At 68.4% G+C, this 25,877-nt stretch carries 22 protein-coding genes; 20 read left to right on the top strand and 2 right to left on the bottom strand.

Annotated elements, in window-relative coordinates; genetic code table 11:
- The first annotated feature begins 110 nt into the window (after nt 1–110).
- The 7 genes from glgA to glgX are packed head-to-tail and all read left to right on the top strand — an operon-like array spanning nt 111 to nt 12,240.
- Nucleotides 111–1,637 (top strand): glycogen synthase GlgA, encoded by a 1,527-nt coding sequence (gene glgA, locus AC5P8Z_RS14065; protein ID WP_286068571.1) that lies wholly within the window; start codon nt 111–113, stop codon nt 1,635–1,637.
- A complete protein-coding gene (locus AC5P8Z_RS14060) occupies nt 1,634–3,868 on the top strand; it encodes a 1,4-alpha-glucan branching enzyme (RefSeq protein ID WP_495229322.1) in 2,235 nt (744 codons plus the stop codon). Before glgA ends, AC5P8Z_RS14060 begins: the two co-directional genes overlap by 4 nt.
- Nucleotides 3,865–5,583 carry a malto-oligosyltrehalose trehalohydrolase gene (gene treZ, locus AC5P8Z_RS14055; protein WP_495229321.1) on the top strand — a complete coding sequence of 573 codons (1,719 nt, stop codon included), beginning with the start codon at nt 3,865–3,867 and terminating at the stop codon, nt 5,581–5,583. The genes AC5P8Z_RS14060 and treZ overlap by 4 nt, the downstream gene beginning before the upstream one ends.
- Nucleotides 5,580–7,424, top strand: coding sequence for a 4-alpha-glucanotransferase (locus tag AC5P8Z_RS14050; protein ID WP_495229320.1), 1,845 nt, complete (start codon nt 5,580–5,582; stop codon nt 7,422–7,424). Before treZ ends, AC5P8Z_RS14050 begins: the two co-directional genes overlap by 4 nt.
- On the top strand, nt 7,421–9,994 hold the full coding sequence (treY, locus tag AC5P8Z_RS14045) for a malto-oligosyltrehalose synthase (protein WP_495229319.1): 2,574 nt from the start codon (nt 7,421–7,423) through the stop codon (nt 9,992–9,994). The genes AC5P8Z_RS14050 and treY overlap by 4 nt, the downstream gene beginning before the upstream one ends.
- Nucleotides 9,963–10,133, top strand: coding sequence for a DUF2934 domain-containing protein (locus tag AC5P8Z_RS14040; protein ID WP_080352942.1), 171 nt, complete (start codon nt 9,963–9,965; stop codon nt 10,131–10,133). Before treY ends, AC5P8Z_RS14040 begins: the two co-directional genes overlap by 32 nt.
- Entirely contained in the window at nt 10,120–12,240 is a 2,121-nt protein-coding gene (gene glgX / locus AC5P8Z_RS14035) for a glycogen debranching protein GlgX (RefSeq protein WP_286068565.1), read from the top strand. Before AC5P8Z_RS14040 ends, glgX begins: the two co-directional genes overlap by 14 nt.
- Nucleotides 12,241–12,292: 52 nt before the next feature.
- Here the strand turns inward: glgX and AC5P8Z_RS14030 are convergent, their stop codons facing one another.
- Nucleotides 12,293–12,607 (bottom strand): AzlD family protein, encoded by a 315-nt coding sequence (locus AC5P8Z_RS14030; RefSeq protein WP_069138383.1) that lies wholly within the window; start codon nt 12,605–12,607, stop codon nt 12,293–12,295.
- Nucleotides 12,604–13,335: an AzlC family ABC transporter permease gene (locus AC5P8Z_RS14025; protein ID WP_495229318.1), complete on the bottom strand. Its 732-nt coding sequence runs from the start codon at nt 13,333–13,335 to the stop codon at nt 12,604–12,606. The genes AC5P8Z_RS14030 and AC5P8Z_RS14025 overlap by 4 nt, the downstream gene beginning before the upstream one ends.
- Nucleotides 13,336–13,400: 65 nt before the next feature.
- Here AC5P8Z_RS14025 and AC5P8Z_RS14020 point away from each other — a divergent pair, with 65 nt between their 5' ends.
- The 13 genes from AC5P8Z_RS14020 (at nt 13,401) to gspF (ending at nt 25,809) form a co-directional block, all read left to right on the top strand.
- Nucleotides 13,401–13,613 (top strand): Lrp/AsnC ligand binding domain-containing protein, encoded by a 213-nt coding sequence (locus AC5P8Z_RS14020; protein ID WP_286068563.1) that lies wholly within the window; start codon nt 13,401–13,403, stop codon nt 13,611–13,613.
- A 497-nt stretch (nt 13,614–14,110) separates the two neighbouring features.
- Nucleotides 14,111–14,791 carry a TonB C-terminal domain-containing protein gene (locus AC5P8Z_RS14015; RefSeq protein ID WP_495229317.1) on the top strand — a complete coding sequence of 227 codons (681 nt, stop codon included), beginning with the start codon at nt 14,111–14,113 and terminating at the stop codon, nt 14,789–14,791.
- Nucleotides 14,792–14,807: 16 nt separating this feature from the next.
- On the top strand, nt 14,808–15,338 hold the full coding sequence (locus tag AC5P8Z_RS14010) for an RNA polymerase sigma factor (RefSeq protein WP_111111120.1): 531 nt from the start codon (nt 14,808–14,810) through the stop codon (nt 15,336–15,338).
- A gap of 69 nt (nt 15,339–15,407) precedes the next feature.
- Nucleotides 15,408–16,388, top strand: a complete 981-nt coding sequence (locus tag AC5P8Z_RS14005; RefSeq protein WP_286068560.1) for a FecR family protein — start codon at nt 15,408–15,410, stop codon at nt 16,386–16,388.
- A 58-nt stretch (nt 16,389–16,446) separates the two neighbouring features.
- On the top strand, nt 16,447–16,998 hold the full coding sequence (locus AC5P8Z_RS14000) for a hypothetical protein (RefSeq protein WP_295568901.1): 552 nt from the start codon (nt 16,447–16,449) through the stop codon (nt 16,996–16,998).
- A 144-nt stretch (nt 16,999–17,142) separates the two neighbouring features.
- The gene (locus AC5P8Z_RS13995) at nt 17,143–17,700 is read left to right on the top strand and encodes a hypothetical protein (protein ID WP_286068556.1); all 558 of its coding nucleotides are present in this window, start codon (nt 17,143–17,145) and stop codon (nt 17,698–17,700) included.
- A gap of 57 nt (nt 17,701–17,757) precedes the next feature.
- Nucleotides 17,758–18,195 (top strand): type II secretion system major pseudopilin GspG, encoded by a 438-nt coding sequence (gene gspG / locus AC5P8Z_RS13990; protein WP_286068555.1) that lies wholly within the window; start codon nt 17,758–17,760, stop codon nt 18,193–18,195.
- Nucleotides 18,196–18,204: 9 nt separating this feature from the next.
- The gene (gspK, locus tag AC5P8Z_RS13985) at nt 18,205–19,110 is read left to right on the top strand and encodes a type II secretion system minor pseudopilin GspK (RefSeq protein WP_495229316.1); all 906 of its coding nucleotides are present in this window, start codon (nt 18,205–18,207) and stop codon (nt 19,108–19,110) included.
- Nucleotides 19,107–20,270: a type II secretion system protein GspL gene (gene gspL / locus AC5P8Z_RS13980; RefSeq protein WP_286068552.1), complete on the top strand. Its 1,164-nt coding sequence runs from the start codon at nt 19,107–19,109 to the stop codon at nt 20,268–20,270. The genes gspK and gspL overlap by 4 nt, the downstream gene beginning before the upstream one ends.
- Nucleotides 20,267–20,794 (top strand): type II secretion system protein M, encoded by a 528-nt coding sequence (locus AC5P8Z_RS13975; RefSeq protein WP_286068551.1) that lies wholly within the window; start codon nt 20,267–20,269, stop codon nt 20,792–20,794. Before gspL ends, AC5P8Z_RS13975 begins: the two co-directional genes overlap by 4 nt.
- The gene (gene gspD, locus AC5P8Z_RS13970) at nt 20,791–23,172 is read left to right on the top strand and encodes a type II secretion system secretin GspD (protein WP_495229315.1); all 2,382 of its coding nucleotides are present in this window, start codon (nt 20,791–20,793) and stop codon (nt 23,170–23,172) included. The genes AC5P8Z_RS13975 and gspD overlap by 4 nt, the downstream gene beginning before the upstream one ends.
- Nucleotides 23,169–24,602 (top strand): type II secretion system ATPase GspE, encoded by a 1,434-nt coding sequence (gene gspE, locus AC5P8Z_RS13965; protein WP_495229314.1) that lies wholly within the window; start codon nt 23,169–23,171, stop codon nt 24,600–24,602. Before gspD ends, gspE begins: the two co-directional genes overlap by 4 nt.
- 7 nt (nt 24,603–24,609) lie before the next feature.
- Nucleotides 24,610–25,809 carry a type II secretion system inner membrane protein GspF gene (gene gspF, locus AC5P8Z_RS13960; protein WP_495229313.1) on the top strand — a complete coding sequence of 400 codons (1,200 nt, stop codon included), beginning with the start codon at nt 24,610–24,612 and terminating at the stop codon, nt 25,807–25,809.
- Nucleotides 25,810–25,877 lie beyond the last annotated feature (68 nt).

The raw sequence follows: 25,877 nt of genomic DNA, 5'->3' as shown, positions 1-25,877 counted from the left end.
TGAGCCTCTCGCTGACGTCCCCCACGTCCTGCGTCGACTTCCTTCCCAGCATCAGCGCCCGTCCGGGCGCCGCTGGCGTCTGTCTGCCTGAAGCATCCGAGATCATCCCCATGGCCCGCGCCGCCCAGTCCGCTTCACCCGTTGCGATCTCTCCGGTCACGCCCGTGCCGATCGGCACCCGCCGTGGCCACTCGCAACCACTGCAGCTGCCGGAACTGGTACAGCGTGTGTTGTTCGTCGCGACCGAGATGGCCGACTTCATCAAGGCCGGAGGCCTGGGCGACGTGGCCGCAGCCCTGCCGCGTGCGGTGCGCGGCGCCTGTGATTCGCGCGTGCTGCTGCCCGGCTACCCGGAAGTACTGCAGCGCCTGCCACAGCTGCGGCGGGTGGGACAGGTCAGCGCGAGAGCGGGCCTGCCTGCGTGCGGGATCGGCATGGCAGTGCAGGCAGACGGCCTACCGATCTACGTGCTGCTCTCGCCAGAGCTGTACGAGCGCGAAGGTTCGCCTTACGTCGATGGGCAGGGCCAGGAGTGGAAGGACAATGCGGTTCGCTTCGCCACGCTCTCACACGCAGCGGCGGAGATTGCGGCCGGGCGTGCCGGGCTGGACTGGTCGCCGCAGCTTCTGCACCTGAATGATTGGCCTGTGGCCATGGCGGCCGCCTACGTGCGTTGGGACCGGACCACCGTGCCGACCCTGCTGACCATCCACAACCTGGCGTACCAGGGGTTGTTTCCGTACGCGCTTGCACCTGTGCTGGGCGTACCGGCCGAACACCTGGATGAACTGCACTTCCACGGGCAGATGTCGTTCCTGCAGGGCGGGATCACCAACGCCACGCGCCTGAACACGGTCAGCCTGCGCTACGCGCAGCAGATCACCGCCCCGGATGACGGCTGCGGGCTGCATGATCTGTTGGCGCGTCGCGCGGCCGGCGGACACCTGAGTGGCATCGTCAACGGCATCGACGCCAGCTGGGACCCGCGCCGCGATATCCATCTCAAGGCCCACTTCGGCATTGGTGAGTGGACCGGGCGCGCCACCAATGCGCATGCGGTGCGCAAGGCGTTCGGTCTGGCGCCGTCGACCGGCCCGCTGTTCGCGGTGGTCTCCCGCCTGGTGCACCAGAAAGGCCTGGACATCACATGCGACGTGGCGCCACAGATCGTGGCGGCCGGCGGCCAGCTGGTCATCATCGGTGGCGGCGAGCCGCAGGTGGAAGCGCAGGTGCAGGCGCTGGCCCGGCGCTACCCCGGACGGGTGGGCGCATTCATCGGCTTCGAAGAGGCGCTGGCCCGCCAGATGTTTGCTGGCGCCGATTTCCTGCTGATGCCTTCGCGTTTCGAACCCTGTGGGTTGAGCCAGATGTACGCGCAGCGCTTCGGCTGCCTGCCCATCGCGCACGCGACCGGCGGGCTGGTCGATACCGTCGAGGATGGCGTGACCGGATTCCTGTTCCACGGCGCCAATGCCGATGGCCTGCGCCGCTGCGTGGAACGGGCGATGCGCACCTTCCGCCTGCCCGGCCTGCTGCAGGCCATGCGCCGCGCGGCCATGCTGCGGCCGGGCGGTTGGGATGCGGCGGGGCGCGCTTATCTGGCCCTGTACCAGCAGACCTGCCAGGTGGCCGCATGAGTCACGACAGCCTGCATCTGGCCGCCCTGGAGGATGAAACGATCCCGGAGACGGGATTGGATCAGCGCATCGCGTCGGCGCTGGAGGACCTGGTCCATGCGCGGCCGGCCGATGCGTTTGCCTGGCTCGGGCCGCACCAACAGCCCGATGGCCAGCGCCAGCTGCGCGTTCTGGTGCCCCACGCGCGTCGCGTGGAGGTGATTGCGGGCCCGGATCGGCGCTGGGACCTGCAACCGGGCCCCTTGCCCGGCCTGTTCGAAGGTGCAGCAGGTGAAGCGCCCGTACCGCTGCTCGCCCTGCATTTCGAGCAGGGTGTGGAGCAGGTGCACGATGCCTATTCCTTCGGTCCGCTGCTGGATGAGGCGCTGCTGGAGCATTTCCATGCCGGTGATGCTGATGCAGCGCGGCAGTTGGGCGCAGTAGCGATGCAGGTACAGGGGATCGACGGGGTGCGCTTCGCGGTGTGGGCCCCCAACGCACGGAGGGTTGCCGTGGTCGGCGATTTCAACGGGTGGGATGGCCGGCGCCATCCGATGCGGCTGCGCCACACCGCCGGGGTGTGGGAGCTGTTCCTGCCTGGCGTGCAGGCCGGTGCCCATTACAAGTTCCGCATTGTCGGCGCCGACGGCCGGGTGATGCCCGACAAGTTCGACCCGATGGCGCGCTGGGCCGAGCGGCCACCGGCCACCGCCTCGCGGGTGCCCCTGGCCGAGCCGATGCAGTGGCACGATGATGCATGGCTGGCGGCCCGGCGGCAGGCGGGAACCTGCACGCCGCTGTCCATCTACGAAGTGCATGCGGGCTCTTGGCAGCGTAGCGACGATGGTTCGCCGCTGGACTGGGATACCTTGGCCGACCGGTTGATTCCGTACGTGGTAGGGCTTGGCTTCACCCACATCGAGCTGCTGCCGGTCAGCGAGCATCCCTTTGGTGGTTCCTGGGGCTATCAGCCACTCGGGATCTACGCGCCGACGGCGCGCCATGGCACGCCACAGGCCTTCGCACGCTTCGTGGACCGCTGTCATCAGGCCGGCGTGGGGGTGATCGTGGACTGGGTGAGCGCGCACTTCCCGAATGATGCGCATGGCCTGGCCGGGTTCGATGGCACCGCGCTGTACGAGCATGCCGACCCGCGCGAAGGGGTGCATGCCGACTGGGACACGCTGATCTACAACTATGGCCGCAACGAAGTGGCCGCCTACCTGATCGGCAGTGCGTTGGAGTGGGTGGAGCGGTTCCACATCGACGGTCTGCGCGTGGATGCCGTGGCGTCGATGCTGTACCGGGATTACAGCCGTGCCGAGGGCCAGTGGATACCCAACGAGCAGGGTGGGCGCGAGAACCTGCAGGCGGTCGCTTTTCTACGGCGGATGAACCAGACGCTGAGGGAGCGCTTCCCGGACGTGCTGGTGATCGCCGAGGAATCCACTGCATGGCCGGGGGTGACCGCGCCGGTGGAGCAGGGCGGGCTTGGTTTCACCCACAAATGGAACATGGGCTGGATGCACGACACCCTGCAGTACCTGGGGCGCGATCCGGTCCATCGCCAGCATCACCATAGTGAGATCAGCTTCGGCCTGGTCTACGCCTTCTCCGAACGGTTCGTGCTTCCGCTTTCGCATGACGAGGTGGTGCACGGCAAGGGAGCGCTGCTGGCCAAGATGGCGGGCGAGCCGGCGCAGCGGCTGGCCCAGCTCCGTGCGTACTACGGTTTCATGTGGGCGCACCCGGGCAGCAAACTGCTGTTCATGGGCGGCGAGTTCGGCCAGGCACAGGAGTGGTCGCACGATGCGGCACTGGACTGGGTACGGGCGGCCAGCAGTGAGGGCCAGGGCCTGTCACGCCTGGTGGGCGACCTCAATGCCGTGCTGCGTTCCGAACCTGCGTTGCATCGCGACGAACGCGACGAACGCGGTTTCGACTGGAGCGTGGCCGACGACAGCCGCAACAGCGTCTACGCGTTCATCCGCCGGGATCCTGCCGGTAGCGGCCGCACCCTTCTGGTGGTGAGCAACTTCACTCCGGTGCGTCGCGACGGCTACCGGGTCGGCGTGCCGCAACCGGGGTGTTGGATCGAACGGCTCAACACCGACAGCGGTTACTACGGTGGCGGCAATGCGGGAAACCTCGGTGCAGTGCATGCCGAGCCGAGGCCGATGCATGGTCACGCCCAGTCGCTGCGGCTGACCCTGCCGCCGCTGTCCACGCTGTATCTGCAGGTTGACGCATGACCACAGTGGCTCCGCGCCTGGGCGCTTGGCCGGTGGACGGTGAAGGTGTCGAGTTCCGTGTGTGGGCACCGGACGCAGACACCATGGCGCTGCGCCTGGAGGGCGTGCTGCGGCCGATGCACCGCGACCCGGACGGCTGCCATTGGCTGCGGACACAGGCGTCGCATGGTGACCGCTACCGGTTCCGCCTGCCGTCCGGCCAGGACGTGCCCGACCCGGCCTCGCGCTCGCAACCGGACGGCGTCGATGGTGACAGCGCGGTCGTGCTTGGCACGGATGGAGCACAGCCCACGTGGCAGGGGCATGCCTGGCAGGACCTGGTGATCTATGAAGTGCACATCGAGGCCGGCGGCGGCTTCGCGGCGTTGACCGCGCAGCTGCCGATGCTGGCGGCCCTGGGCATCACCGCCATTGAACTGATGCCGGTCGCGCAGTTTCCCGGTGGCCGCAACTGGGGCTACGACGGCGTGTTCGCGTATGCACCCGCGCAGGCCTATGGCGGTCCGTCCGCGCTGAAGGCCTTTGTCGACGCGGCGCACGATGCAGGGCTCTCGGTGCTGCTGGATGTGGTCTACAACCACTTCGGGCCGCAGGGGAACCGTCTGCGCGACTATGCACGGGGGTTCTTTCGTGACGACCGCACCACCCCTTGGGGCGAGGCCATCGACTTCCGCCAGCCATGGGTGCGGCGCTTCTTCGTCGACAATGCGTTGATGTGGTTGCGCGATTACGGCTTCGACGGCCTGCGCCTGGATGCGGTGCACGCCATTGACGATGACCGATTCCTGCAGCAGCTGGCCGATGAGGTACGCGCTGCGGTGCCGCGGGCGCACCTGGTTCTGGAGAACGAACGCAACCAGGCGCGTTGGCTGCGGGGCGCCTATCAGGGGCAGTGGAACGACGACTTCCACAACGCGCTGCATGTGATGCTGACCGGCGAGCAGGAAGGTTATTACGCGGCCTATGCCGGGCGCGGCGAAACACTCCTGGCGCGCTGCCTGTCCGAAGGATTCGCCTGGCAGGGCGAGCCGGACCTGCACGGCCATCCCCGTGGCGAGCCCAGCGTCGACCTGTCGCCCGCGCGTTTTGTGGTATTCGCGCAGAACCACGACCAGGTGGGCAACCGCGCCTTCGGTGAGCGCCTGTCGATGCTGACCGATCCTGCGCCGCTGCGCGCGGCGCTGGCCCTGACCCTGCTGACGCCGATGGTCCCCCTGATGTTCATGGGCGAACCGTGGCAGGCGCAATCGCCATTCCTGTTCTTCACCGACTACGCGCCACCGCTGGACGAGGCCGTGCGCGAGGGACGTCGCCGCGAATTCGCGGGTTTCAGCGCCTTTGCCGATCCCGCCTCGCGCGCGCGCATTCCGGACCCGAACGACCCGGCGACCCTGCAGGCCTCGTACACGCTGCCACCCGGCGATGATCCCTGGTCGCAGCACTGGCTTCGCTGCACGGGTGAGTTCCTCGCCCTGCGCAGGCGCTATCTGCAGCCCGGCCTGCTGCAGGCGCGGTCGCTGGGCGCGCGCGTGCTGGGCCAGGGCGCGGTGCAGGCGGGCTGGCAGTTGCCAACGGGCCAGTGGTGGATCGCGATCAATGTGGGTCCGTCGCCGGTGGCCCACGCGATGCCTGCCGGCGAGTGCGTCGTGGGGCCGGATGCGGCCGCGATGCTGCGGTCGGGCGGCGGTGCGCTTGCGCGCTGGATCGCCGCATGAATACGGATGCGGCCCTGCGGGAGGTGGCTCGCCGTGCGGGCCTGCTGGTCCGCTGGAGCGACGTGGCCGGAGCAGAGCGCGAGGTTGCGCCCGACGTGCTGCGCGCCGTGCTGTCGGAGCTCGCGTGCGACGGTACGCCGGTGTCCCGCCCGTTGCTCACTGCCTGCTGTGGTCAGCTCCTGGCCATGCCTGAGGCAACGGGCGCGGCGTGCTGGGTGGATGAGCAGGGCTCAGCGTTGCCTGCACGTGAGGACGCGCAAGGGCGCTGGCGGGTTCCGGATCAGCCAGGCTACTGGCAGTGGCGGCAGGGCGGTCAGCAACAGGCGGTTGCGGTGGCACCGCAGCGTGCCTGGTGGCCGCAGGGCATGCTGCGCGGTTGGGGTCTGTCGGCGCAGGTCTACAGCCTGCGCGCGCCCGGTGATGCCGGCATCGGTGACAGCGCCGGCTGTGCGCGGTGGCGCGAGCTGCTGCACCGTTACGGCGGCGATGCACTGGCGTTGAGTCCGCTGCACGCCGGCCTGCCACCGCGCCCGGGCTACAGTCCGTACTCGCCCAGCGACCGCCGCTGGCTCGACCCGCTGCAGGTGTCGCTGCCGCAGGTTTTGCCGGAGGTCGCCAGCAGCGTGTTGCGCGAGGACGAAGCACTGGCGATGGCCGTTGAAGCGGCTACCGCAGCACGCCGCATCGACTGGCCGCACTCGGCGGCGGTGAAGTGGCGCTGGCTGCGCCAAGTGCGCCAATGGCTGCGGCAGCAGGCGCCGGCACAGTACGAACAGATGCAGACGTGGTGCGATGCGCAGGGCGGACCCCTGCTGCAGTATTGCCAGCACGCCGCCGACCGATTCACTGGAAGCGCCGACGACCATGCGTTTGCCCAGTGGTTGGCGCGGCAAGGCTGGACGCAGGTGCAGGCGGGACTGCGCGACGACGGCGCGTCGATCGGACTGATCGCGGATCTGGCAGTGGGTTGCGCACCGCAGGGCGTCGAGGCCCGGACCGGCGGCGATCGCCTGCTGCAGGGCCTCGAGCTGGGCGCGCCGCCGGATGCGTTCAATCCGCTGGGCCAGGCCTGGGGGATCACCAGCTGGTCACCCTCTGCGTTGCTGCGCGAGGGGTTTGAACCGTTCATCCGCGTGTTGCGCGCCGTGATGGCGGGTCGCGGCGGATTGCGCATCGACCACATCCTGGGCCTGCAGCGGCTGTGGGTGCTGCCTCGTGGCGCGGGCGCAGGGGAGGGGGTGTACCTGCGCTATCCGTTCGATGATCTGATCAACCTGCTGGTGCTGGAATCGTGGCGCCATCGCTGCGTGCTGATTGGCGAAGACCTGGGCGTGGTTCCTCCGGGTATCCGCCAGCGACTGGCAGCCCGTGGCGTGCTGGGGCTTGAGGTGCTCCCGTTCGCCCGCAGCGGTGAGCGCTTCCTGCCGGCGCCACGGTGGCGCCGCGATGCGGTGGCCATGCCCTCCACCCATGATCTGCCGCCGCTGGCCGGCTGGCTGCGCGGGCGCGACCTGCGCTGGCGTGCACGCCTGGGTGAGCTGACGGGGCTTCCCGCGGCGCTGCACGCGCGTGCCAGCGAGGTACAGGCGCTGGCCGCAGTCGCCCGGGGCGAGGGCGCGACGCTGGAAGCGCGTGCGCTGTCACTGGTGGCGCACGCACCTTCACGGTTGGCGCTGCTGCCGCTGGAAGATGCGCTGGGCAGCCGCGCGCAGGTGAACCTGCCGGGTACCGTCAACGGTCACCCGAACTGGCGCCGACGCTTGCCGCTTGCGTGGGATACGGACGCGGCCGACGCGCGTATTGCCCGATTCAGCGCCACGCGACGCAAGGCGGGACGATGACCCGGTTGCGTGCCACCGCACGCCTGCAGCTGCATGCAGGCTTCAACTTCGAGGCTGCCGCTGCCCAGCTGCCGTACTACGCCGTGCTGGGCGTCAGCCACCTTTACCTTTCGCCGATCAGCGCTGCGATGCCCGGGTCCACGCATGGCTATGATGGCATCCACCCGGCCCGCATCAACCCGGAACTGGGCGGCGAAGAAGCCCTCCAGCGACTGGCGACTGCGGCGCGCGCGCATGGCCTGGGACTGATCCTGGATATCGTACCCAACCATCTTGCGGCATCCCCGCGGACGCCCTGGTGGAACGACGTGCTGATGCACGGGCCTCGAAGCCCGCACGCAGCATGGTTTGACATCGAGTGGGAGGCGCCGGGCTGCGAGGGCCGGCTCTGGCTGCCTGTACTGGACCGGCCGTTGCACGACGCCGTGCGTGATGGCGTGTTGCGCGTGGCAGTGGATGATGAGCGGCCGACGCTGCGTCATCACGGGCTGGCATTGCCGCTGTCTCCGCGCGGCCATCCGCTGGCACCCGCGCAGTGGCCGGCATGGGCGGAACGCTGCAACCGCAGCGTCGAACGGTTGCACACGCTGCTGCAGCGACAGCACTACCGGCTGGCCTGGTGGCGCACGGCGGGCGATCAGGTGAACTACCGGCGCTTTTTCGATATCAACGAACTGGCCGCGCTGCGGGTGGAGCGCGAGGATGTGTTCGAGGCAGTGCATGCGCTGCCGCTGCGGCTGGTACGCGAGGGATGGGTGGACGGCCTGCGCATCGACCACGTGGATGGCCTGTCGTCACCCGGTGCCTATCTGCAACACCTGCGGGCGTCGCTCGACGCGGCCTGCGCGGCCGGCGGTCGTGACCCGCAGGCCGTCAGCCTGCATGTGGAGAAGATACTGGCGGAGGACGAACAGCTGCCCGATGGCTGGGTCTGCGACGGCACGACGGGCTATGACTTCATGGACCAGGTTGGCGCGTGGCTGCATGATCCGTCGGCTGCGCCCGCGCTCTCCCGCGCCTGGCAAGCGGCGAGTGGCGACGCGCGCGCTTTTGACAAGGTGCAGCAGGATGCCCGCGGCATGCTGCTGCGCACATCGCTTCACGCCGACTTCCAGCGACTATTGCGCAGCGCGCAGCGGGTCCTGCAGCCCCGACTGGCCGAGGCCGATATCGGAGCCGCTGCGCTGGCCCGTGCATTGGCCGCGCTGCTGCGGCACTACCGTACCTACCGCCCCTATTCGCTGCAGGATGCGGGTGAACGGAAGGCCTTGGTGGACGCTGCCGTGGCAGCACGCGAGGCACTGGACGGCACGGCACGCGCGGCACTGGATCTGCTGCTGCGGGCACTTCCCGGCGAGGCGGAGGCCGAGCGCGCGCTGCGGGTGAGATTCGGGCAATTGGCCGCGCCGTTGAATGCCAAGTCGGTGGAAGACACAGGCTTCTATCGTTACTTCAGGCTGCTGTCGCGCAACGAAGTCGGAAGTGATCCGCAGCGGCTGGGCATGGAGGGGCGCGAGCTGCTGGAACACGCAGTGGGACGCCTGCAGCGCCATCCGCGGGCATTGCTTGCGCTGGCAACCCACGATCACAAGCGCGGAGCCGACAGCCGGGCGCGTCTTGCGGTTCTCAGCACCTGCACGGTCGAGTGGCGGGACGCGGTGCGGCGCTGGAGCCGGATGTCGACCCGCGCTGGCGCGCCGATGCCGTTGCCGGGTGCCGAGGCCTATGCGCTATGGCAGGCGCTCGTGGCCGCGTGGCCGATGCACGGTAACCCGGACGCCGACTTCGCATCGAGGATGGTGCAATGGCTGACCAAGGCGTTGCGCGAGGGCAAACGGGTCAGCAGCTGGTCCGATCCTGACGTGGCGGTGGAGGAGGCCGCCGCGCAGTGGCTGCACGCGCTGCTGGATGGAGCGCCATTGCAGCCGGTGCGGGAGGCGCTGGCGACGTTCGTGGCGCGCATTGCGCCGGCGGGCGCCTGCAACGGCCTGGCACAGCTGTGCCTGCAGCACTGCCTGCCCGGCGTGCCCGACCTCTACCAGGGCGGAGAAGGCTGGGACCTGAGCCTGGTGGACCCGGACAACCGGCGTGCCGTGGACTATCCAGTGCGGCAGGCGTGGCTGCGCGATACGCGCGGTTGGCCCGCCCTGCTGGAGGACTGGCGGGACGGTGGCATCAAGGCATTTCTGCTCAGGCGCTTGCTGGAGTGCCGCCGCAGGCACCCGCAGCTGTTCCTGCACGGCCAACTGCAGCCGCTGTCTGCACCGGCGCGTTCGCCCTGGCTGGCATTCGCGCGCAGGCATCAGGCGCAGGTGCTGCTGGTGATCGTGCGGCGTGGCTCGCCCACCGCCGTGCCTGGGCCCGGCCTGCGCGCAGCATACGACGTCGGCGCTGGGGTGACGCTGCACGGGCTGCCGACAGGACCCATGCGCAACCTGCTGGACGGGCGCATCGAACAATTCAAGGCAACCGAGGACGCGGCACGGCTTCTGGCTGGCAGCCCGTTGGCGGTATGGATCAACGAGGAGACGGACAGGAATGGACAGCAGGGAACGACGGCAGAGGATTGAGGCATTGGCCCATCAGATATGGGAAGCGGAAGGGCGGCCGGACGACCAGCAGCAGCGGCATTGGCACATGGCCGAGCGCCTGGTGGAAGCCGAGATTGCTGCTGCGCGCGGGGAGGAGGGCACCGATGGCGAGCCGTAAGTGGACGCAGACCTCACGGGTGCGCGAAGGCCGGCCATTCCCGCTGGGGGCGACCTGGGACGGGTTGGGCGTGAACTTCGCGCTGTACTCGCGGCATGCTACCCGGGTGGAACTCTGCCTGTTCGACGCGCGCAACCGTGAAGTCGAGCGTATCGCGCTGCCCGAGTACACCAACGAGATCTGGCACGGCTACCTGCCGGACGTGCGGCCCGGCCAGCGCTATGGCTACCGAGTGCATGGTCCCTATGCTCCGGAGGAAGGCCATCGCTTCAATCCCAACAAGTTGCTGCTGGACCCCTACGCCAAGCAGATTGTCGGCGAACTGAAGTGGGCCCCACACCTGTTCGGCTACACCCTGGGCCACCGCGATGGTGACCTCAGCTTCGACCGTCGCGACAGCGCCGCCTACATGCCGCGCTGCGCCGTGATCGACCCGGCCTTCAGCTGGGGTGTCGAGCGTGCACCTGCCACGCCCTGGGACCGGACCGTGATCTACGAAGCCCACGTGCGCGGACTGACCATGCAGCATCCCGACGTCCCGCAGGCCGAGCGCGGTACCTTCTCTGCCCTGCGTCATGACGCAGTGGTCGATCACCTCAGCCAGCTGGGGGTGACCGCCATCGAGCTGCTGCCAGTGCATGCCTACGTGGATGACCAGCAGCTGCTCGAGCGCGGGCTGCGCAACTACTGGGGATACAACACCATCGGCTTCTTCGCGCCGCAGGCACGCTATCTGTCGCTGGGCACCGTGGCCGAGTTCAAGCAGATGGTCGCGCGCCTGCACAACGCGGGCATCGAGGTCATCCTGGACGTGGTCTACAACCACACGGCCGAAGGCAACGAGCTGGGCCCTACGCTGTCCTTCAAGGGCATCGACAACGCCAGCTACTACCGCCTGGCCGATGATCGCCGCTACTACATCAACGATACTGGCACCGGAAACACGTTCGACCTGACCAATGCCGGTGCGCTGCGCATGGTCATGGACTCTCTGCGCTACTGGGTGACCGAGATGCGGGTGGATGGGTTCCGCTTCGACCTGGCAACCATCCTCGGCCGCGAACGGCATGGCTTCGACGCTTCGGGCAGCTTCCTCGATGCGGTACGCCAGGACCCGATCCTGAGCCAGGTGAAGCTGATTGCCGAGCCCTGGGACATCGGCCCGGGCGGCTATCAGCTGGGCCAGTTTCCGCCGGGCTGGGCCGAATGGAATGACCGCTTCCGCGATACGGTGCGCGCGCTGTGGCGCGGCGATGGCGGCCAGCTGGCGGAGTTTGCCACGCGCTTCACCGGCTCGGCCGACCTGTTCGAACACCACGGCAGGCGGCCGTCGGCCAGCATCAATCTGGTGACGGCGCATGATGGATTCACCCTGCACGATCTGGTCAGCTACAACGATCGCCACAACGAGGCCAACGGCGAGGACAACCGTGATGGCCATTCCCACAACCTTTCCAGCAACCATGGCGTGGAGGGTGAGACCGATGATCCGGAGATTCTCTCCATCCGTGCGCGGCAGATGCGCAACCTGCTGGCCACGCTGCTGCTGGCGCAGGGCACCCCGATGCTGCTCGCCGGGGATGAGTTCGGCCATTCGCAGCAGGGCAACAACAACGCCTACTGCCAGGACAATCCACTGAGCTGGATCGACTGGGAGCGTGCGGCGCAGCCGGCAGCCCAGGCGCAGGTGGCGTTCGTGCGGCGGGCGCTGTCGCTGCGCCGTCGTTATGGCCTGCTGCGCCGGAACCGGTTCCTGCGCGGTGAATACGATGAAGCGCTGGGCCTGCGCGATATCGACTGGCGGCATCCTGACGGCCGCAGCATGGAAGAGGCGGACTGGCATGACCCGGCACTGCGTGCGCTGCTGATCGTGCTGGACGGTCGCAGTCCGGACAGCGGCCTGCGCGAGCCCGGGCGGCATGTCAGCCTGGCCCTGCTGTTGAACGCCGGGGACCAGCCGCAGCGGTTCTGCGCATCGGATGAAGCGTTGTCGTTCCGCCGCGTACTCCTGCAGACAGAGGAAACGTCGCTGGAACCGGATGGGGAAGGCGCCTGGACGCTGCAGCCGCGCAGCCTGTGCCTGCTGGCGGCAAGCAGCAGCACGTGATTGCACTGCGGCGCCACTACAGTGCGCCGGGCGTTGCCCGGCGTACCGGTAGCTACCCCATCAGATAGCGCAGCACACCCGCCGAGACCACGCCGATCAGCACCGTCGGCAGCATCGACAGCCGCGTGGCGGCCAGCAGGGTGATCGCCAGTGCGGCCAGGTCGGCCGGCTTGTCGGCGACGAAGTCCGGGGCGATCACCGAGATCAGCACGCAGCCCGGTGCGGCTTCCATCACGGTCACGGCGCGTTTGCTCAACGTGCGGTTGCGCAGCGCGAGGAAGCCGACGATGCGGGTCAGGTAGGTGGCGGCAGCCATCAGCACGATGGTCAGCACCGAGGTCCAGTGGATCAGGCCGTTGAAGGTCATGCGCCGTCCTCCGCCAGCAGCCAGGCAGCCGCCAGGCCGGCCATTGCGCCGCTGGCCACGTACCACGCACCTGGCACCAGCAGGTAGGTCGCAGCGGCAACCACCAGGCTGACCAGCCACGGACGTGCGGCCTTCATGCCCTGCCACATGCCACGCAGCAGCACCAGGAACACGGCGGGGAAGGCCATGTCGAAGCCGTAGGCGTGGATGTCGCCCAGCATCGGGCCAACGATCGCGCCGAGTGCCGTACAGGCTACCCAGACCGTGTACAGGCCGGCCGAGACGCCCAGGTAGTAGGCCAGGCTGAAGCCAAGCGCGCGTCGGCGCGCATCGGCCACGCCCATCGCCCAGCTTTCGTCGCACATGAAGAACAGGGCCGGCAGCACGCGGCGGCGCGGCAGGTGCTGCAGCAGCGGGGCCAGGCTGGCGCCCATCAGCAGGTGACGGCTGTTGACCAGCGCGGTGATGGCCACGATCAGTGCAATGTGCGGTGGCGAGGTCCACAGTTCGACGGCGGCGAACTCCGAGCCGCCAGCGAAGTTGAGGCCGGTCATCAGTGGCACTTCCAGTGCGCTCAGGCCTTTCTGGGCGGCCTGGGCGCCAAGCACCAGGGCGAAGGGAATGAAGCCGATCATCACGGGCACGGCGGCGCGCAGGCCGCGCAGGAATTCGGCACGTGGCGCGGTATCGCAGGTGTCGGGCAGGGGGAGGGTGGTACGGGCGTCCATGGAACGGCACAACGAGGTGGGGATGGCCCATGCTAGCGCTCCGATCGCGAAATCGGGTTGCGTTGATGCCATTCAACAGCATCAAGTCTTTCCCGGAAGTGCTTGAATGCCATCTGATGGCTGGTGTCTGCGATTTCCTGCTGCGGGTGGCGGTGGCCGATCTTGATGCCTACCGGCAGTTCCAGATGCAGCACCTGAACCGGATTGCCGGGGTGCAGAACACCAAGACCGAGATTCCGATGCAGCGGATCAAGCAGACGACCCAGCTGCCGCTTTGAGGAATGGGGTTTGCGGCCGGGTTGCACCCGGCGCCCGCGGGTAGTGCCGGCCGCTGGCCGGCAACCTTCAGGAGCGACAGCAACAGCAACGGCGATACTGCCTGGGGCGGCGGGGCGGTATGGTCAGGCAGGACACGCCGTAAACCCGTCCTTGGGGGCTCGATGGCGCCATCCATGGCGCCAACGGTCCTGCCTGGCCATACCGCCACGCCGCCTTTCAGCTTCCCGCGATCTGCCGGAACGGCATGCGTTGTTCTTGGTGGGTGTCGACCTTGGTCGACACGGTGGGGTCGGCACGGGGCCGGATCCCGTGGCTGAGCAACGGGCTCTCACCCCAGGAGCAGATGAACATGTCTGTTCGATTCGTTGACTCCTGATTCGTGACTGGCTCCAGCGAACCTGGCCCGTCCGTTGGCAGTGCGCGGCAGTCATCGCAATGACATGTGCTCCCGGTACGGTTTGATCCGCTTGCAGCTGCTGTCGCTGCCGAGGGTCATGTGTTCGACGTCAGGGGGCTGAATGGACACCATGCGATCAGAACGTGGAGGCTGGCCATCGCTGGATGGCTGCTGCTGGCCTTTGCCGCGGCAGCCCAGGGCGGTGTCCATGCCTACGACATCCCCGCGCAGCCGCTGGAACAGGCGATCGAGCGCTTCAGCGTCATCAGTGGCTGGTCGGTGATGTACCCGGGCGAGCTTGCCGCGGGCCGCAACAGTCACGCGCTTCGCGAAAGCCTTGCGCCGCTGCCGGCCTTGCAGGTTCTGTTGCAGGATTCCGGCATCAAGGCCGAGGTGATCGGCGACCAGCGGGTGGTGCTGCGTCGGAGCACGTCCTCCACGGCCGAACCCGGCGTTGGCCCGGAACTTCCCGATGCCGAGCGGCGCCGTCGCTACGGTGGCCTGCAGCAACGCCTGCGGGCTGCGTTCTGTAACGATCCCGAGCTGGCTCCAGGTCGCTATGCCGCGACCCTGCGTTTCAGGGTTGGCAGTGACGGCCAGGTGCATTCCCCCGAACTGCTTTCCGGCAGTGGCAATGCCCGTCGCGATGCACGCCTGCTGCAGGCGCTGCAGGCGCTGACGGTGGCAGCCGATGCCGCCGCGCTGCCGCAGCCGGTGACGCTGCAGATCCGCCCTTCCGGCGCCGACCACGACTGTGGCCGGCGCGCCCCCCTTCCATGACTTCAAGGATTCGAACATGAGCAACGGTACGGCTGGGGCAGTTGACCTGATGGACCACCTTCTGGGTGCCTATGACGAGCTGAAGCGCCGGCTGGTGCGCAAGCTGGGTTCGGAGGAGCTGGCCGGCGATGCATTGCAGGACACCTGGATGCGCCTGAGCGCGCGTCGTGACCGCTTGGACGCCGTGCAGAATCCAGCGGCCTACCTGCTGCGCATGGCCATGAACACCGTGATAGACCGCCAACGTGCCGACCACCGGCTGCTGAGCCTGGAGGAGGTGGACACGCTGATGGACATGGCCGACCCGTCACCGGGCCCGGCACAGGCTGCCGAACTGGAGTTCGCGCTGGAGGACATGGTCGGGCTGCTGCAGCGCATGCCCGAGCGCCGCCGGCGCATCCTGCTGGCAATCCGTGTGGATGGCCTGCAGCAGCGGGACGTGGCCGATCACCTCGGTGTGTCGCTGCGGCTGGTGCAGCGCGAACTGAAGGCGGCCCAGGACTACCTGGCCGAGCGCAGCGGTCAGGGACGCCAGGTGCGGTTCTGAGCGGCGGCATCCGTCTACACTTTGACGCCGAGCAGAACCCCGCAGCGTGCGGGACCGGCATGAGCCCTCATGGATCCTGACGATCGCCCGCAACGCCCGCTGGATGCCGTCGAGCGTCAGGCCCACGCGTGGGTGGTGCGGTTGACCTCGGGCGAAGCCACCGCCGCCGATGGAGACAGGTTCCGCGCATGGTGTGAGGCGGACCCGCATCATCGCGAGGCGTTCGGCCGTGCGCGCCGGCAATGGGAGCAGGTACGCCTGGCGGGCGAGCAGCTACCTGCAGAGGCACGGCAGCCTGTCGCGCCGACGCCCGCCCAGCGCTGGAGCCGCCGTGCCTTCCTCGGTGCCGCCATCGCGGCGCCGGCCAGCCTGGCCGTAGTGGCAGCGATCCGCCCACCGCTGGGGATGTGGCCGTCGGTGGCGGCGATGGCGGCCGATTTCCATACCGGAACCGGTGAACGGCTGCAGATCGCGCCTTCGCCGCAACTGAAGATCGAACTGGATACGCAGAGCAGCCTGCGCCGGCGCGCTGACGCGCAGGGTGAAGGTTTCGAACTGGTGCAGGGCCAGGCCGCGATCGAGACCCGCGCCGGCCTGCGCCTGGCGCTGTTTGCGGGTACAGGCTGCGTGATCGCCGATGAAGGTGCGGTGCGCCTGGACGTGCGCAACACCCAGGGGCAGGTGCGGGTGACCTGCCTGCACGGCAGCGCCCGCATCGAGCACCCGCAGGGCCGGCTGCAGCTGCAGGCCGGCCAGCAGACCCGGTACGACGAGCGTCTCAGTGGCGTGGTGGCCGAGGCCGTGGCCTCGGAAGTGAGCGCCTGGACCGAAGGCATGCTGGTGTTCCGCCGCGCACCGCTGCGCGAGGTGGTCGACGAAATCAATCGCTACCGGCGTGGACAGGTGTTGCTGGGTGAATCGGCGCTGGCGCGCGCCCCGGTGAGCGGGCGCTTCCGCATTGATGATCCGGATGCGGCGCTGGAGCAGCTTCGGTTGACGATGTCGCTGGCGTTGCGTCGCTTTCCCGGTGGCATTGCCGTCCTTGGTTAGATGAAGACGCTGGCCGTGCGCACCGCGCAGGGCTGTTGCAAGCAAGGAGAAGCCAGGGATGCGCAACGAGACCATCGGCGTGCTGGATCTGCGCCGCAATCTGTCGGCGTTGCTGGAAACCACGCAGCGGCGCCCCCTGATGGTGCACCGGTACGGCTCGCCGTGGGTGTGCGTGGTGTCCGACGCGCAGTGGCGGCAGCAGGCCGTGCTGCTGGAATTCGACCCGCAGTCGCATCCGTTGGCGATGCTGCTGCGGCTGCAGCAGCAGCTGTTGCCGTTGCCTGAAAGCGGGGCACTGCCACCTGCGGCGCTTGCGCGCGCGTTGCTGCTGATGGACATGCATGGCGTTGACGATCTCGTGCAGCTGCACGAGCAGGTGCTGCACCACCGGCTGTGGCACTGGTTCGTGGCAGGCAGCCACGGCCTGATGGAGGGCTGGCAGCTGCCGGCGCTGCGCGTCGCGATGGCGTCATGGTGCGATGACGTGGACATGACCGATGCATGGGTCGCATTCGCCGCGCGCAGCGACGTGGCGATGTTGGCCCGCCGCTGCGGCGGTGACGCGCCACGCCTGCAGCGTGAAGCCTGCAAGCGGATGGCGCTGCGATGACGTTGCCGATGAAGCACCAACCAGCGCACAGCGTTACGTTCCCGGTGTCGCTTCACCTGCCTTGCTGACGTCTTCTCCAGAGTACGACGCACCACGCGTCGCGGAGCATGGGCGGCGCCGATGGCAGACAGTCGCAGGATCAGCATGCTGGAGCTGGATCGCCACCTGAGCCAGTCGCTGGAGCAGGCGCGGCACGCCCCACTGAACGTGCAACGCTATGGACATTCATGGGTCTGGATGCTGTCCAGCGATGCCTGGGCGGACGCGGCGCGTTGGGCTGCGCTGGACAGCAGTGCGCATCCACTGGCGGCATTGCGGAGCGCCCTCGATCTGCACCTGCGCCCCTGGCCCGACCCGGCCATGGGCGCGCTGCCGCTTGATGCCGGCGATACGCGGCTGCTGCAACGTGCGGCCCTGCTGGTGGTCGTGCGTGATCTCAGCGGCGCGCAGCGCGTGTACGACGACCTGCGCTACCACCAGGCATACAGGATGTTCATTGGCCTCGACCACGGTACCGCGTGGTCGCCGATGCAGTGCGTGCGCCTGCTGCAGGCGTGCGTGCATCCGTTGCTGCGTGCGTGCATCGACGAAACGCTGGCCAGCGTGCCGCCGCAACTGATCGAGGCGGCACGGGTACGGGCCGCACGAGCGTCTGCTCAGGCGCCCGCGCAGCGAATTGCACGCGGATGTTTATCGTACTGACACATGCACCGCTGACCATGGCGCAGCGGTCTCTTCCAGGATGACGAGGGCGGAACAATGGCAAGGCAGGTTCGCGGTTGCAGGGCTCGGCAGCAGGGCTTCAGCCTGATCGAGATCATGGTGGTGGTAGTGATCATCGGCATCCTCGCCGCGTTGATCGTGCCACGGTTGATGGATCGCCCCGACCAGGCACGCGTGGTCGCGGCGCGACAGGACATCGCGGCGCTGATGCAGGCGTTGAAGTTGTTCAAGCTCGACAATGGGCGCTATCCCAGCGCCGAGCAAGGGCTGCAGGCACTGGTGAAGCCCCCGCAGGGCAGTGGTGCGATGCCGGTCACGCCCTATCTGGACCGCCTCCCGAATGATCCGTGGGGCCATCCTTACCAGTACCAGATTCCCGGCACCCACGGCGACATCGATGTGTTCTCGCTGGGTGCGGACAGCAAGCCCGGGGGCGACGCCGGGAACGCGGACATCGGCTCCTGGCAGCTGTGAGGCAGGCCGATGTCAGCCCGGATGCCTTCTGTTTCAAGTGTCCGTCAACGTGGCATGGCGGTGATCGTCGCCCTGCTGGTGGTGGCGCTGGTGGCGGTGATTGCCACGGCACTGCTGACCCGGCAGTCGGCCCAGCTGCGCGCGCTGCGGGGCGACCAGCTGCGCGCGCAGGTGCGCATGGCGGTGGACGCAACGCTGGAGCGTGCGGCCCAGCAGCTGCGTGAGGATGTAAAGGAACAGCTGACCACGGTGCGCAGCGGCCGCTGGGCGCGTCCCTTGCAGCTTCAGGCACCGCTGCCGGTGCAGCTGCAACTGGTCGATGCCCAGTCGATGTTCAACCTGCGCAATCTGCTGGCCCATGGCCAGCCGGACCCTGAGGCGCGGCGCGCGTTCATCGCGTTGTGCGCCGGGCAGGGGATGGGACAGGGTGCCTGTGCCTCGGCGGCGGACCATATCCAGGCACGCCTGCGCGATGGCGACATCCCGGCGCAGGCGCCGCTGTCGCGTGAATCACTGATCGAACAGGCGCTGCCGGGTGCCGATCCATTGGCGTTGCAGGCGCTGGCGCGTCGCACCGTGGTGCTGCCGGCGCAGACCCTGGTCAACGCCAACACCAGCGACCTGCGCGTTCTGCAGGCGGTGACGCCTGCGGTCGATCCGGCACGGCTGCAGGCGCTGCTCGGTGAGCGCGACGCTGGTCATTGGCTGCTCAATCGCGGCGACATCGCCAACCGACTCCAACTGAGCAACGAACAGATGGCCGTGCTTCCCCTGGGTATCCATAGCGAGTGGTTCCTGGCCGTCGGCCAGGTGCAGGCTGACGGCAGCGCGGTTGATTTTCGCGCGCTGCTCTGGCGCGAGTACCGCGACGATGGCGTGCGTGTGCAGCGCGTGTGGACGAGGATCGGCGCATGACCGTGCAGCTTCGGGTGCGCCTGCCGGCGCTTGAGCGTCTGCGCGGTGAAAGCGCGGTGGACTGGGCGCAGCTGCACAAGGGCGAGGTGCTGGCGCACGGGCGCGACACGCTGGCGGCGCTGGGCCTGCGGCATCCGCAGGCCGTGGTGCATGCCTGCCTCGATCCGAATGACCTGATCATGCTGGAACTGCAGCTGCCACCGTTGTCCGGGCGCCGCCTGCAGTCGGCGCTGCAGGGTGAGGTGGAGGCGATGCTTCTGGATGACCTGCAGGAGGTGGTGCTGGCCCACGGTGCGCAGGCGGCGGACGGCACGGTTCCTGTGGCCTGGCTGGGCCAGCAGGCGATCCTGCAGGCCCAGCAGCTGCTGGCTTCGTGTGCACTGCGGTTGCAGGCGCTGTATCCGACGCCGCTGCTGCTGCCCTGGCAGGACGGCCATGCCACGCTGCAGGTCAGCGGCGAGCACCTGCTGGTACGCAGCGGGCGCGATCGGGGTTTCGTTCAATGGTATGGCGGACGTGATGCCTGTGCGGTGATGCAGGCGCTGGCCGTGCGCCTGCAACAGGCCGGCATGCAGGCCGTGCAGTGGATCGATGGTGTACCGCCGACATGGCCGGAACGTCTGCCCGCCACGGCCATCCCCCATGAACGGCAGGCCTCTGGCCCTTTGCCAGGCTGGTCATTGCCGCTGCCCAGGGTGGGCCAGAAAGCGCCGCGGCTTGCGATCGGGCTGGCATTGGCGGCGATGTTGCTGGCCGCGCTCGGTCTGCAATTGCAGGTCTTGCGGTGGCGAAGTGAGGGCGAGGCCCTGCAACAGGACATGGCACGCCAGTTCAGCGCACGCTTCCCGGAGATCACCGACGTGGTGGACCCGGTGCTGCAGGCAAGGCGAGCACTGGCCGTGCCACTGCCGGCGCCGCCGTTGCCGCCGCTGCAGCGTCAGGTAGCCGGCATGCTGCAGGCGGTTCCCGCGCTGGCGGGACAGGTGCGCAGCCTGCATTACCAGCCCGGGCAGCTGGACATGGAGCTGGATGCCGACGCCCAGGCATTGGCCGACGATCCGCAGCGGCTTGAGCATTGGCAGCAAGCGGTCCAGGCGCAGGGACTGCAGTTGGCGCGCGAAGCCGGCGGACGCCTGCGGGTGAGCGGAGCTGGACAGTGACGACCCGGACCCTGCGGCTGGTCGCGGGAATGACGGGCGTGCAGCAGCGCTGGCAACGCCTGCCACCGCGCGACCGGCTGATGCTGTGGGTGATGGTGGTGGCGCTGCTGGCGGCGGGTCTTTGGATGTTGTGGCTGGAGCCGCTGCTGAAGCAGCGCACGCACTGGCAGGCCGAGCTGCCGCGGCTGCAGGCGCAGGCGCGTGTCCTGGCGCCACTGCTGCAGGCACGCGAGCGCCAGCAGCAGGCGCAGGGGCAGCGCCCGACGATGGCCAGGTTGCGTGACGGAATCAGGTCGGCCGGACTCGCCGACGGACTGCATATCGAAGCGCGCGACGGGCGTTGGCACCTGCAGGTTCAGGCGGTGCCCGCTGACGCGCTGTGGAACTGGCTGCTGCCCGTGCTGGCCGATCCGGCCATCGAACTGCAGCAGCTGCAACTGACACGCACAGGGGATGCGAACATGCCGGCGGCACGGATTTCCGGAAACATCGTGATGGCGCTCAACGTGGGTGCGCATCCATGAGGGTGATGCGCAGCCTTGCCTGCAGTACCGCACTGGCCCTGATCGTGTGCATGGCCCACGCACCGGCGCCGGTGCTGGCGCAGGACGCCCGCGATGAGCCGGTGCAGTTGAACCTGGTGGATACCGATATCGGTGGCGTGTTGCGCATGGCGGCACGCTTCACCGGACGCCAGTTCCTGGTCGACCCACGGGTGACCGGCAAGATGACAGTGGTTTCCGACGGCCCGGTCAGCCGTACCCAGGCCTACCAGTTGCTGCTGGGCGCACTGCGCATGCGTGGCTTCGCGGTGGTCGAGAACGGAGGCGTCAGCCGGGTGGTGCCGCAGGCCGATGCCAAGCTGCTCGGTGGCCGGGTCGGTAGCGGTGGTGCAGGGGGCGAGGTCGCCACGCGCACTTTCGCGCTGCGCTACGAGAATGCGGCCGCACTGGTAGCGCTGCTGCGGCCGATGATCAGCCCGGACAATCCGATCACTGCCAATCCAGGCAACAACACCCTGGTGATCACCGACTACGCCGACAACCTGGAGCGCATCGCGCGGGTGATCGCCAGCGTCGATACACCGGCTGGCATGGACACCGATGTGGTGAAGCTGCAGCAGGGCATTGCCGTTGACGTCGCGGCGATGGTGGCGCCACTGCTGGATGCGCAGGGCGCCGAGCCCAGCCAGAAGGTGGTAGTGATGGCCGACCCGCGCAGCAACAGCGTGCTGCTGCGTTCGAGCAGTCCCGGCCGCACCCGCCTGGCGCGGCAGCTGGTGGAGAAGCTGGACCGTGCCCAGGACGAGTCCGGCAACCTGCATGTGGTCTACCTGCGCAATGCCCAGGCCAACCAGCTGGCCGGTGTGCTGCGGGGCGTGGTGGCCGGGCAGAGCGATGCACCGGCAATGGGCAGCAATGAAGGCATCACACCACTGCCGGGTGACGCCAATCGTTCCACGCCCGCGCAGCCTTCGCAGCCACAGCAGGCCAAGACCGGAGGCAATGCGCTGGAATCGCAGCGCCTGGACCCGGGCCGTCGTGACCCGATCGATGCGGGAAGCACCGGCTTCAGCCAGAACGGCATCTCGGTGCAGGCGGACGTGGCCACCAACACGCTGCTGATCTCGGCGCCGGAGCCGGTGTACCGCAACCTGCGGCGGGTGATCGACCAGCTCGACCAGCGCCGGGCACAGGTGCTGGTCGAGAGCCTGATCGTAGAGGTCAACCAGACCGATGCGGCCGAGCTGGGCGTGCAGTGGATGCTGGGCAATGGCCGCACCTTTGGCGGCACCCACTTCGGTGGTGCCACCGGCGGCAGCGGGCTGAACACCACCGCGCGCACCACGCTGGACGTGCTGCCCAAGGATGGCCTGAAGATCGGCGTGATCGACGGCACCATCAACCTGCCCGGTGTCGGCCAGATCCTCAACATGAAAGCGCTGGCCAACGCGCTGCAGAGCAAGGGCGGCGCCAACATCCTGTCCACGCCGAACCTGATGACGCTGGACAACGAGGCGGCCAGCATCATGGTCGGCCAGACCGTGCCGTTCGTCAGCGGCCGCTACGTAACCGACGGCGGTGGCGGCAGCAACAACCCGTTCCAGACCATCGTGCGCGAGGACGTGGGCCTGAAGCTCAGAGTGCGACCGCAGATTTCCGAAGGTGGCACGGTGAAGCTGGACATCTACCAGGAGGTCAGCAGCATCGACGCGCAGAGCGCCAACAGTGCCGCAGGCATCATCACCAACAAGCGCGCACTGGACACAAGCGTGCTGCTGGATGATGGCCAGATCATGGTCCTGGGTGGCCTCCTGGAGGACAACGTCAGCCACGGTCGTGATGCGGTGCCGGGGTTGGGCAAGCTCCCGGTGCTGGGGGCGCTGTTCCGCAGTGATACGCGCAAGCGCTCCAAGACCAACCTGATGGTGTTCCTGCGCCCGCACGTAGTGCGTGACCCCGCCGCCGGCCAGCGCCTGACCCGCGACCGCTACGACTACATGCGCAACGCGCAGGCCGGCGCGCAGCCGGTACAGAGCTGGGCATTGCCGGCGCTGTCCGCACCGCAGCTGCCGCCGCAGGACCTGTCTGTACTCGGCCAGGGCAATGCGCGCGACGGGCAGGGCCAGCCGCTGCAGAACACCAGCCTGGCCGCGTTGTATCCGGCCGGTGAGGGCGATGCGCAGCTGGTGCAGTTCGCGCAGGGGCTGGACCCGGCACGTGCCAGCCAGGGCGTGGCGCAGGTGCGGGCTCTGGGCCTGCAGGCCTATGCCGAGGCGACACCGGGCGGGAGCGGGCAGCGCCTTCGCGTGCGACTGCCGCGCGATCCGGCGACGTTGGACCCGGCACTGCAGCAGCTGCGCGGGCTGGGTTACACGCCGGAACTGGTGATCGGGCCGTGAGCGCCGCCGCGCCGCTGCCGTACGCCTGGGTGCGCAGCCATGGCGTGATGCTGTGCGACGCGGGCGGCGAGCCCGTGTTGCTGGGCACCGCCGACACCGCGGCGTGGGCCGTGGCCGAACTGCGCCGCCGGCATGGCCCGCTGCCCTTCCAGGCGCTGGACGCCGCGACCTGGCAGCAGCGGTTGGGTGAACAGTATCGTGACGGCGGCGATGCCGCTGCCGTGGTCGGTGCCGCCGAAAGCGAAGTCGATCTGGACCGGCTGATGCAGGACATGCCGGAGGTCACCGATCTGCTGGATGCGCAGGACGATGCGCCGGTGATCCGCATGATCAACGCGCTGCTGGCCCAAGCGGCACGCGATGGCGCCAGCGATCTGCACATCGAGCCGTTCGAGACCCATTCGGTGGTGCGCTACCGCGTGGACGGCGCCTTGCGCGACATGGTGCAGCCACGCCGCGCGCTGCACGCAGCGCTGGTGTCGCGTATCAAGATCATGGCCCACCTGGATATTGCCGAGAAGCGCCTGCCGCAGGACGGGCGCATTGCGATACGCGTGGGCGGGCGTCCGTTGGATATCCGTGTTTCCACGGTGCCGACGGGGCACGGTGAGCGTGCTGTGCTGCGCCTGCTGGAAAAGGATGCCGGCCGGATGCAGCTGCAGCGCCTCGGCATGGCCGATGACACCCTGGCGACGTTCACCGGATTGATCCGGCAGCCGCATGGCATCGTGCTGGTCACCGGGCCGACCGGCAGCGGCAAGACCACATCGCTGTATGCGGCACTGGGTCAGCTCGACAGCAGCACCAGCAACATCCTCACCGTGGAGGACCCGGTGGAGTATGACTTCGCTGGCATCGGCCAGATCCAGGTCAACGCGCGCATCGGCATGAGCTTCGGCACCGCGTTGCGCGCGATCCTGCGCCAGGATCCGGACACCATCATGATCGGCGAGATCCGAGATCTGGAAACCGCGCAGATCGCCGTGCAGTCGTCGCTGACCGGCCATGGCGTGCTCGCTTCGCTGCATACCAACGATGCGATCTCGGCGGTAACCCGTCTGGCCGATATGGGGGTGGAGCCGTTCCTGCTGGCCTCTTCGTTGCGCGGCGTGCTGGCGCAGCGGCTGGTGCGGCGGCTGTGCACGCAGTGTCGGCGCGCCGAGATGGATGGCGAGGGCCGAACCGTGTGGCGCGCGGTCGGTTGCGCGGCCTGCGCCAACAGCGGCTATCGGGGGCGAACCGGCATCCATGAACTGTTCGTAGTCGACGACCGCGTGCGCGCGTTGATCCATGAAGGGCAGGGCGAGCCTGCGCTGCGCGAGGCGGCCCGGCGTGCCGGCATGCGGACCTTGCGGCAGGACGGCCAGCGCTGGGTCTACAGCGGAGTGACTACGCTGGAAGAGATCCTGCGCGTCACCGGCGACGATTGAGGCCCGCATGGCATTGTTCGACTACCAGGCTGCCAACGCGCAGGGCCGCATCGAGAAGGGCCAGTTGGATGCCGACAGCCCGCGCGGTGCGCGCCAGCTGCTGCGTGGGCGCGGGCTGACCCCTGTGCAGGTGAGTGCGGCTCGCAGTGCCGGCAGTGGCTGGGGCGCTCGTCGGCTGTCCGCCAGCGAGCTGGCCTGGGCCACCCGCCAGCTGGCCAGCCTGCTGGCCGCCAGCCTGCCGTTGGAAGGCGCATTGAGTGCGGTGATCGAGCAGGCCGAGCGCCCGCATGTTGCCCAGGCACTCACCGCGGTACGCGCCGACGTGCGTGCCGGCCAGCGCCTGACCGTGGCCCTGGCCGCACGGCCGCGCGATTTCCCACCGATCTATCGGGCACTGGTGGGTGCGGGTGAAGACTCAGGCGACCTGGCACGGGTGATGGAGCGTTTGGCCGACTACATCGAAGAACGCAATGCGCTGCAGGCCAAGGTGCTGACCGCCTTCATCTATCCGGCGGCGATCAGCCTGGTGTCGGTGGCGATCGTGATCTTCCTGCTCAGCTACGTGGTGCCACAGGTGGTGACAGCGTTCGTACAGGCGCGGCAGACGCTGCCGATGCTGACCCAGGTGATGCTGGCGGCCAGCGCCTTCGTGCGCAGCTGGGGCGTGTGGGTGGGGCTGGGCATCGCTGCGCTGGTGGTGGCCTGGGGGTTGGCCCTGCGCAAGCCCGAGCTGCGCCTGCGCTGGGACGCGATGCTGCTGCGGGTGCCGATGGTCGGGCGTTTCGTGCTGGGCGTGGACAGTGCGCGCTTCGCCTCGACGCTGGCGATCCTGCTGGATGCCGGCGTGCCGCTGCTGCGCGCGTTGGAAGCTGCCCGGCAGACCGTGGGCAATGCGCTGCTGGCGCGTTGTGCCGATGACGTGTCCGCGCGCGTACGCGAAGGCGCTGCATTGGGCTCTGCATTGAAAGTGCAGAAGGTGTATCCGCCGATTCTGGTGCATCTGGTGGCCAGTGGCGAAAAGACCGGTTCGCTGGCGCTGTTGCTGGATCGCGCCGCGCAGACGATCTCGCGGGAGATCGAGCGTCGCGCGATGGCGCTGACCGCGCTGCTGGAACCCACCATGATCCTGGTGATGGGCGGCGTGGTGCTGACGATCGTGCTGGCCGTGCTGATGCCGATCATGGAAATGAACCAGTTGGTGCAGTGATGCGCAACGCGCATCACGGGTAGGGTCGACTGACAGTCGACTCTACCCGGTCGGCGACTTCGATTCTC

This window comes from Stenotrophomonas sp. YJH_SMC_17, assembly GCF_059371655.1.
This window is presented reverse-complemented; position numbering and strand designations above follow the sequence as displayed.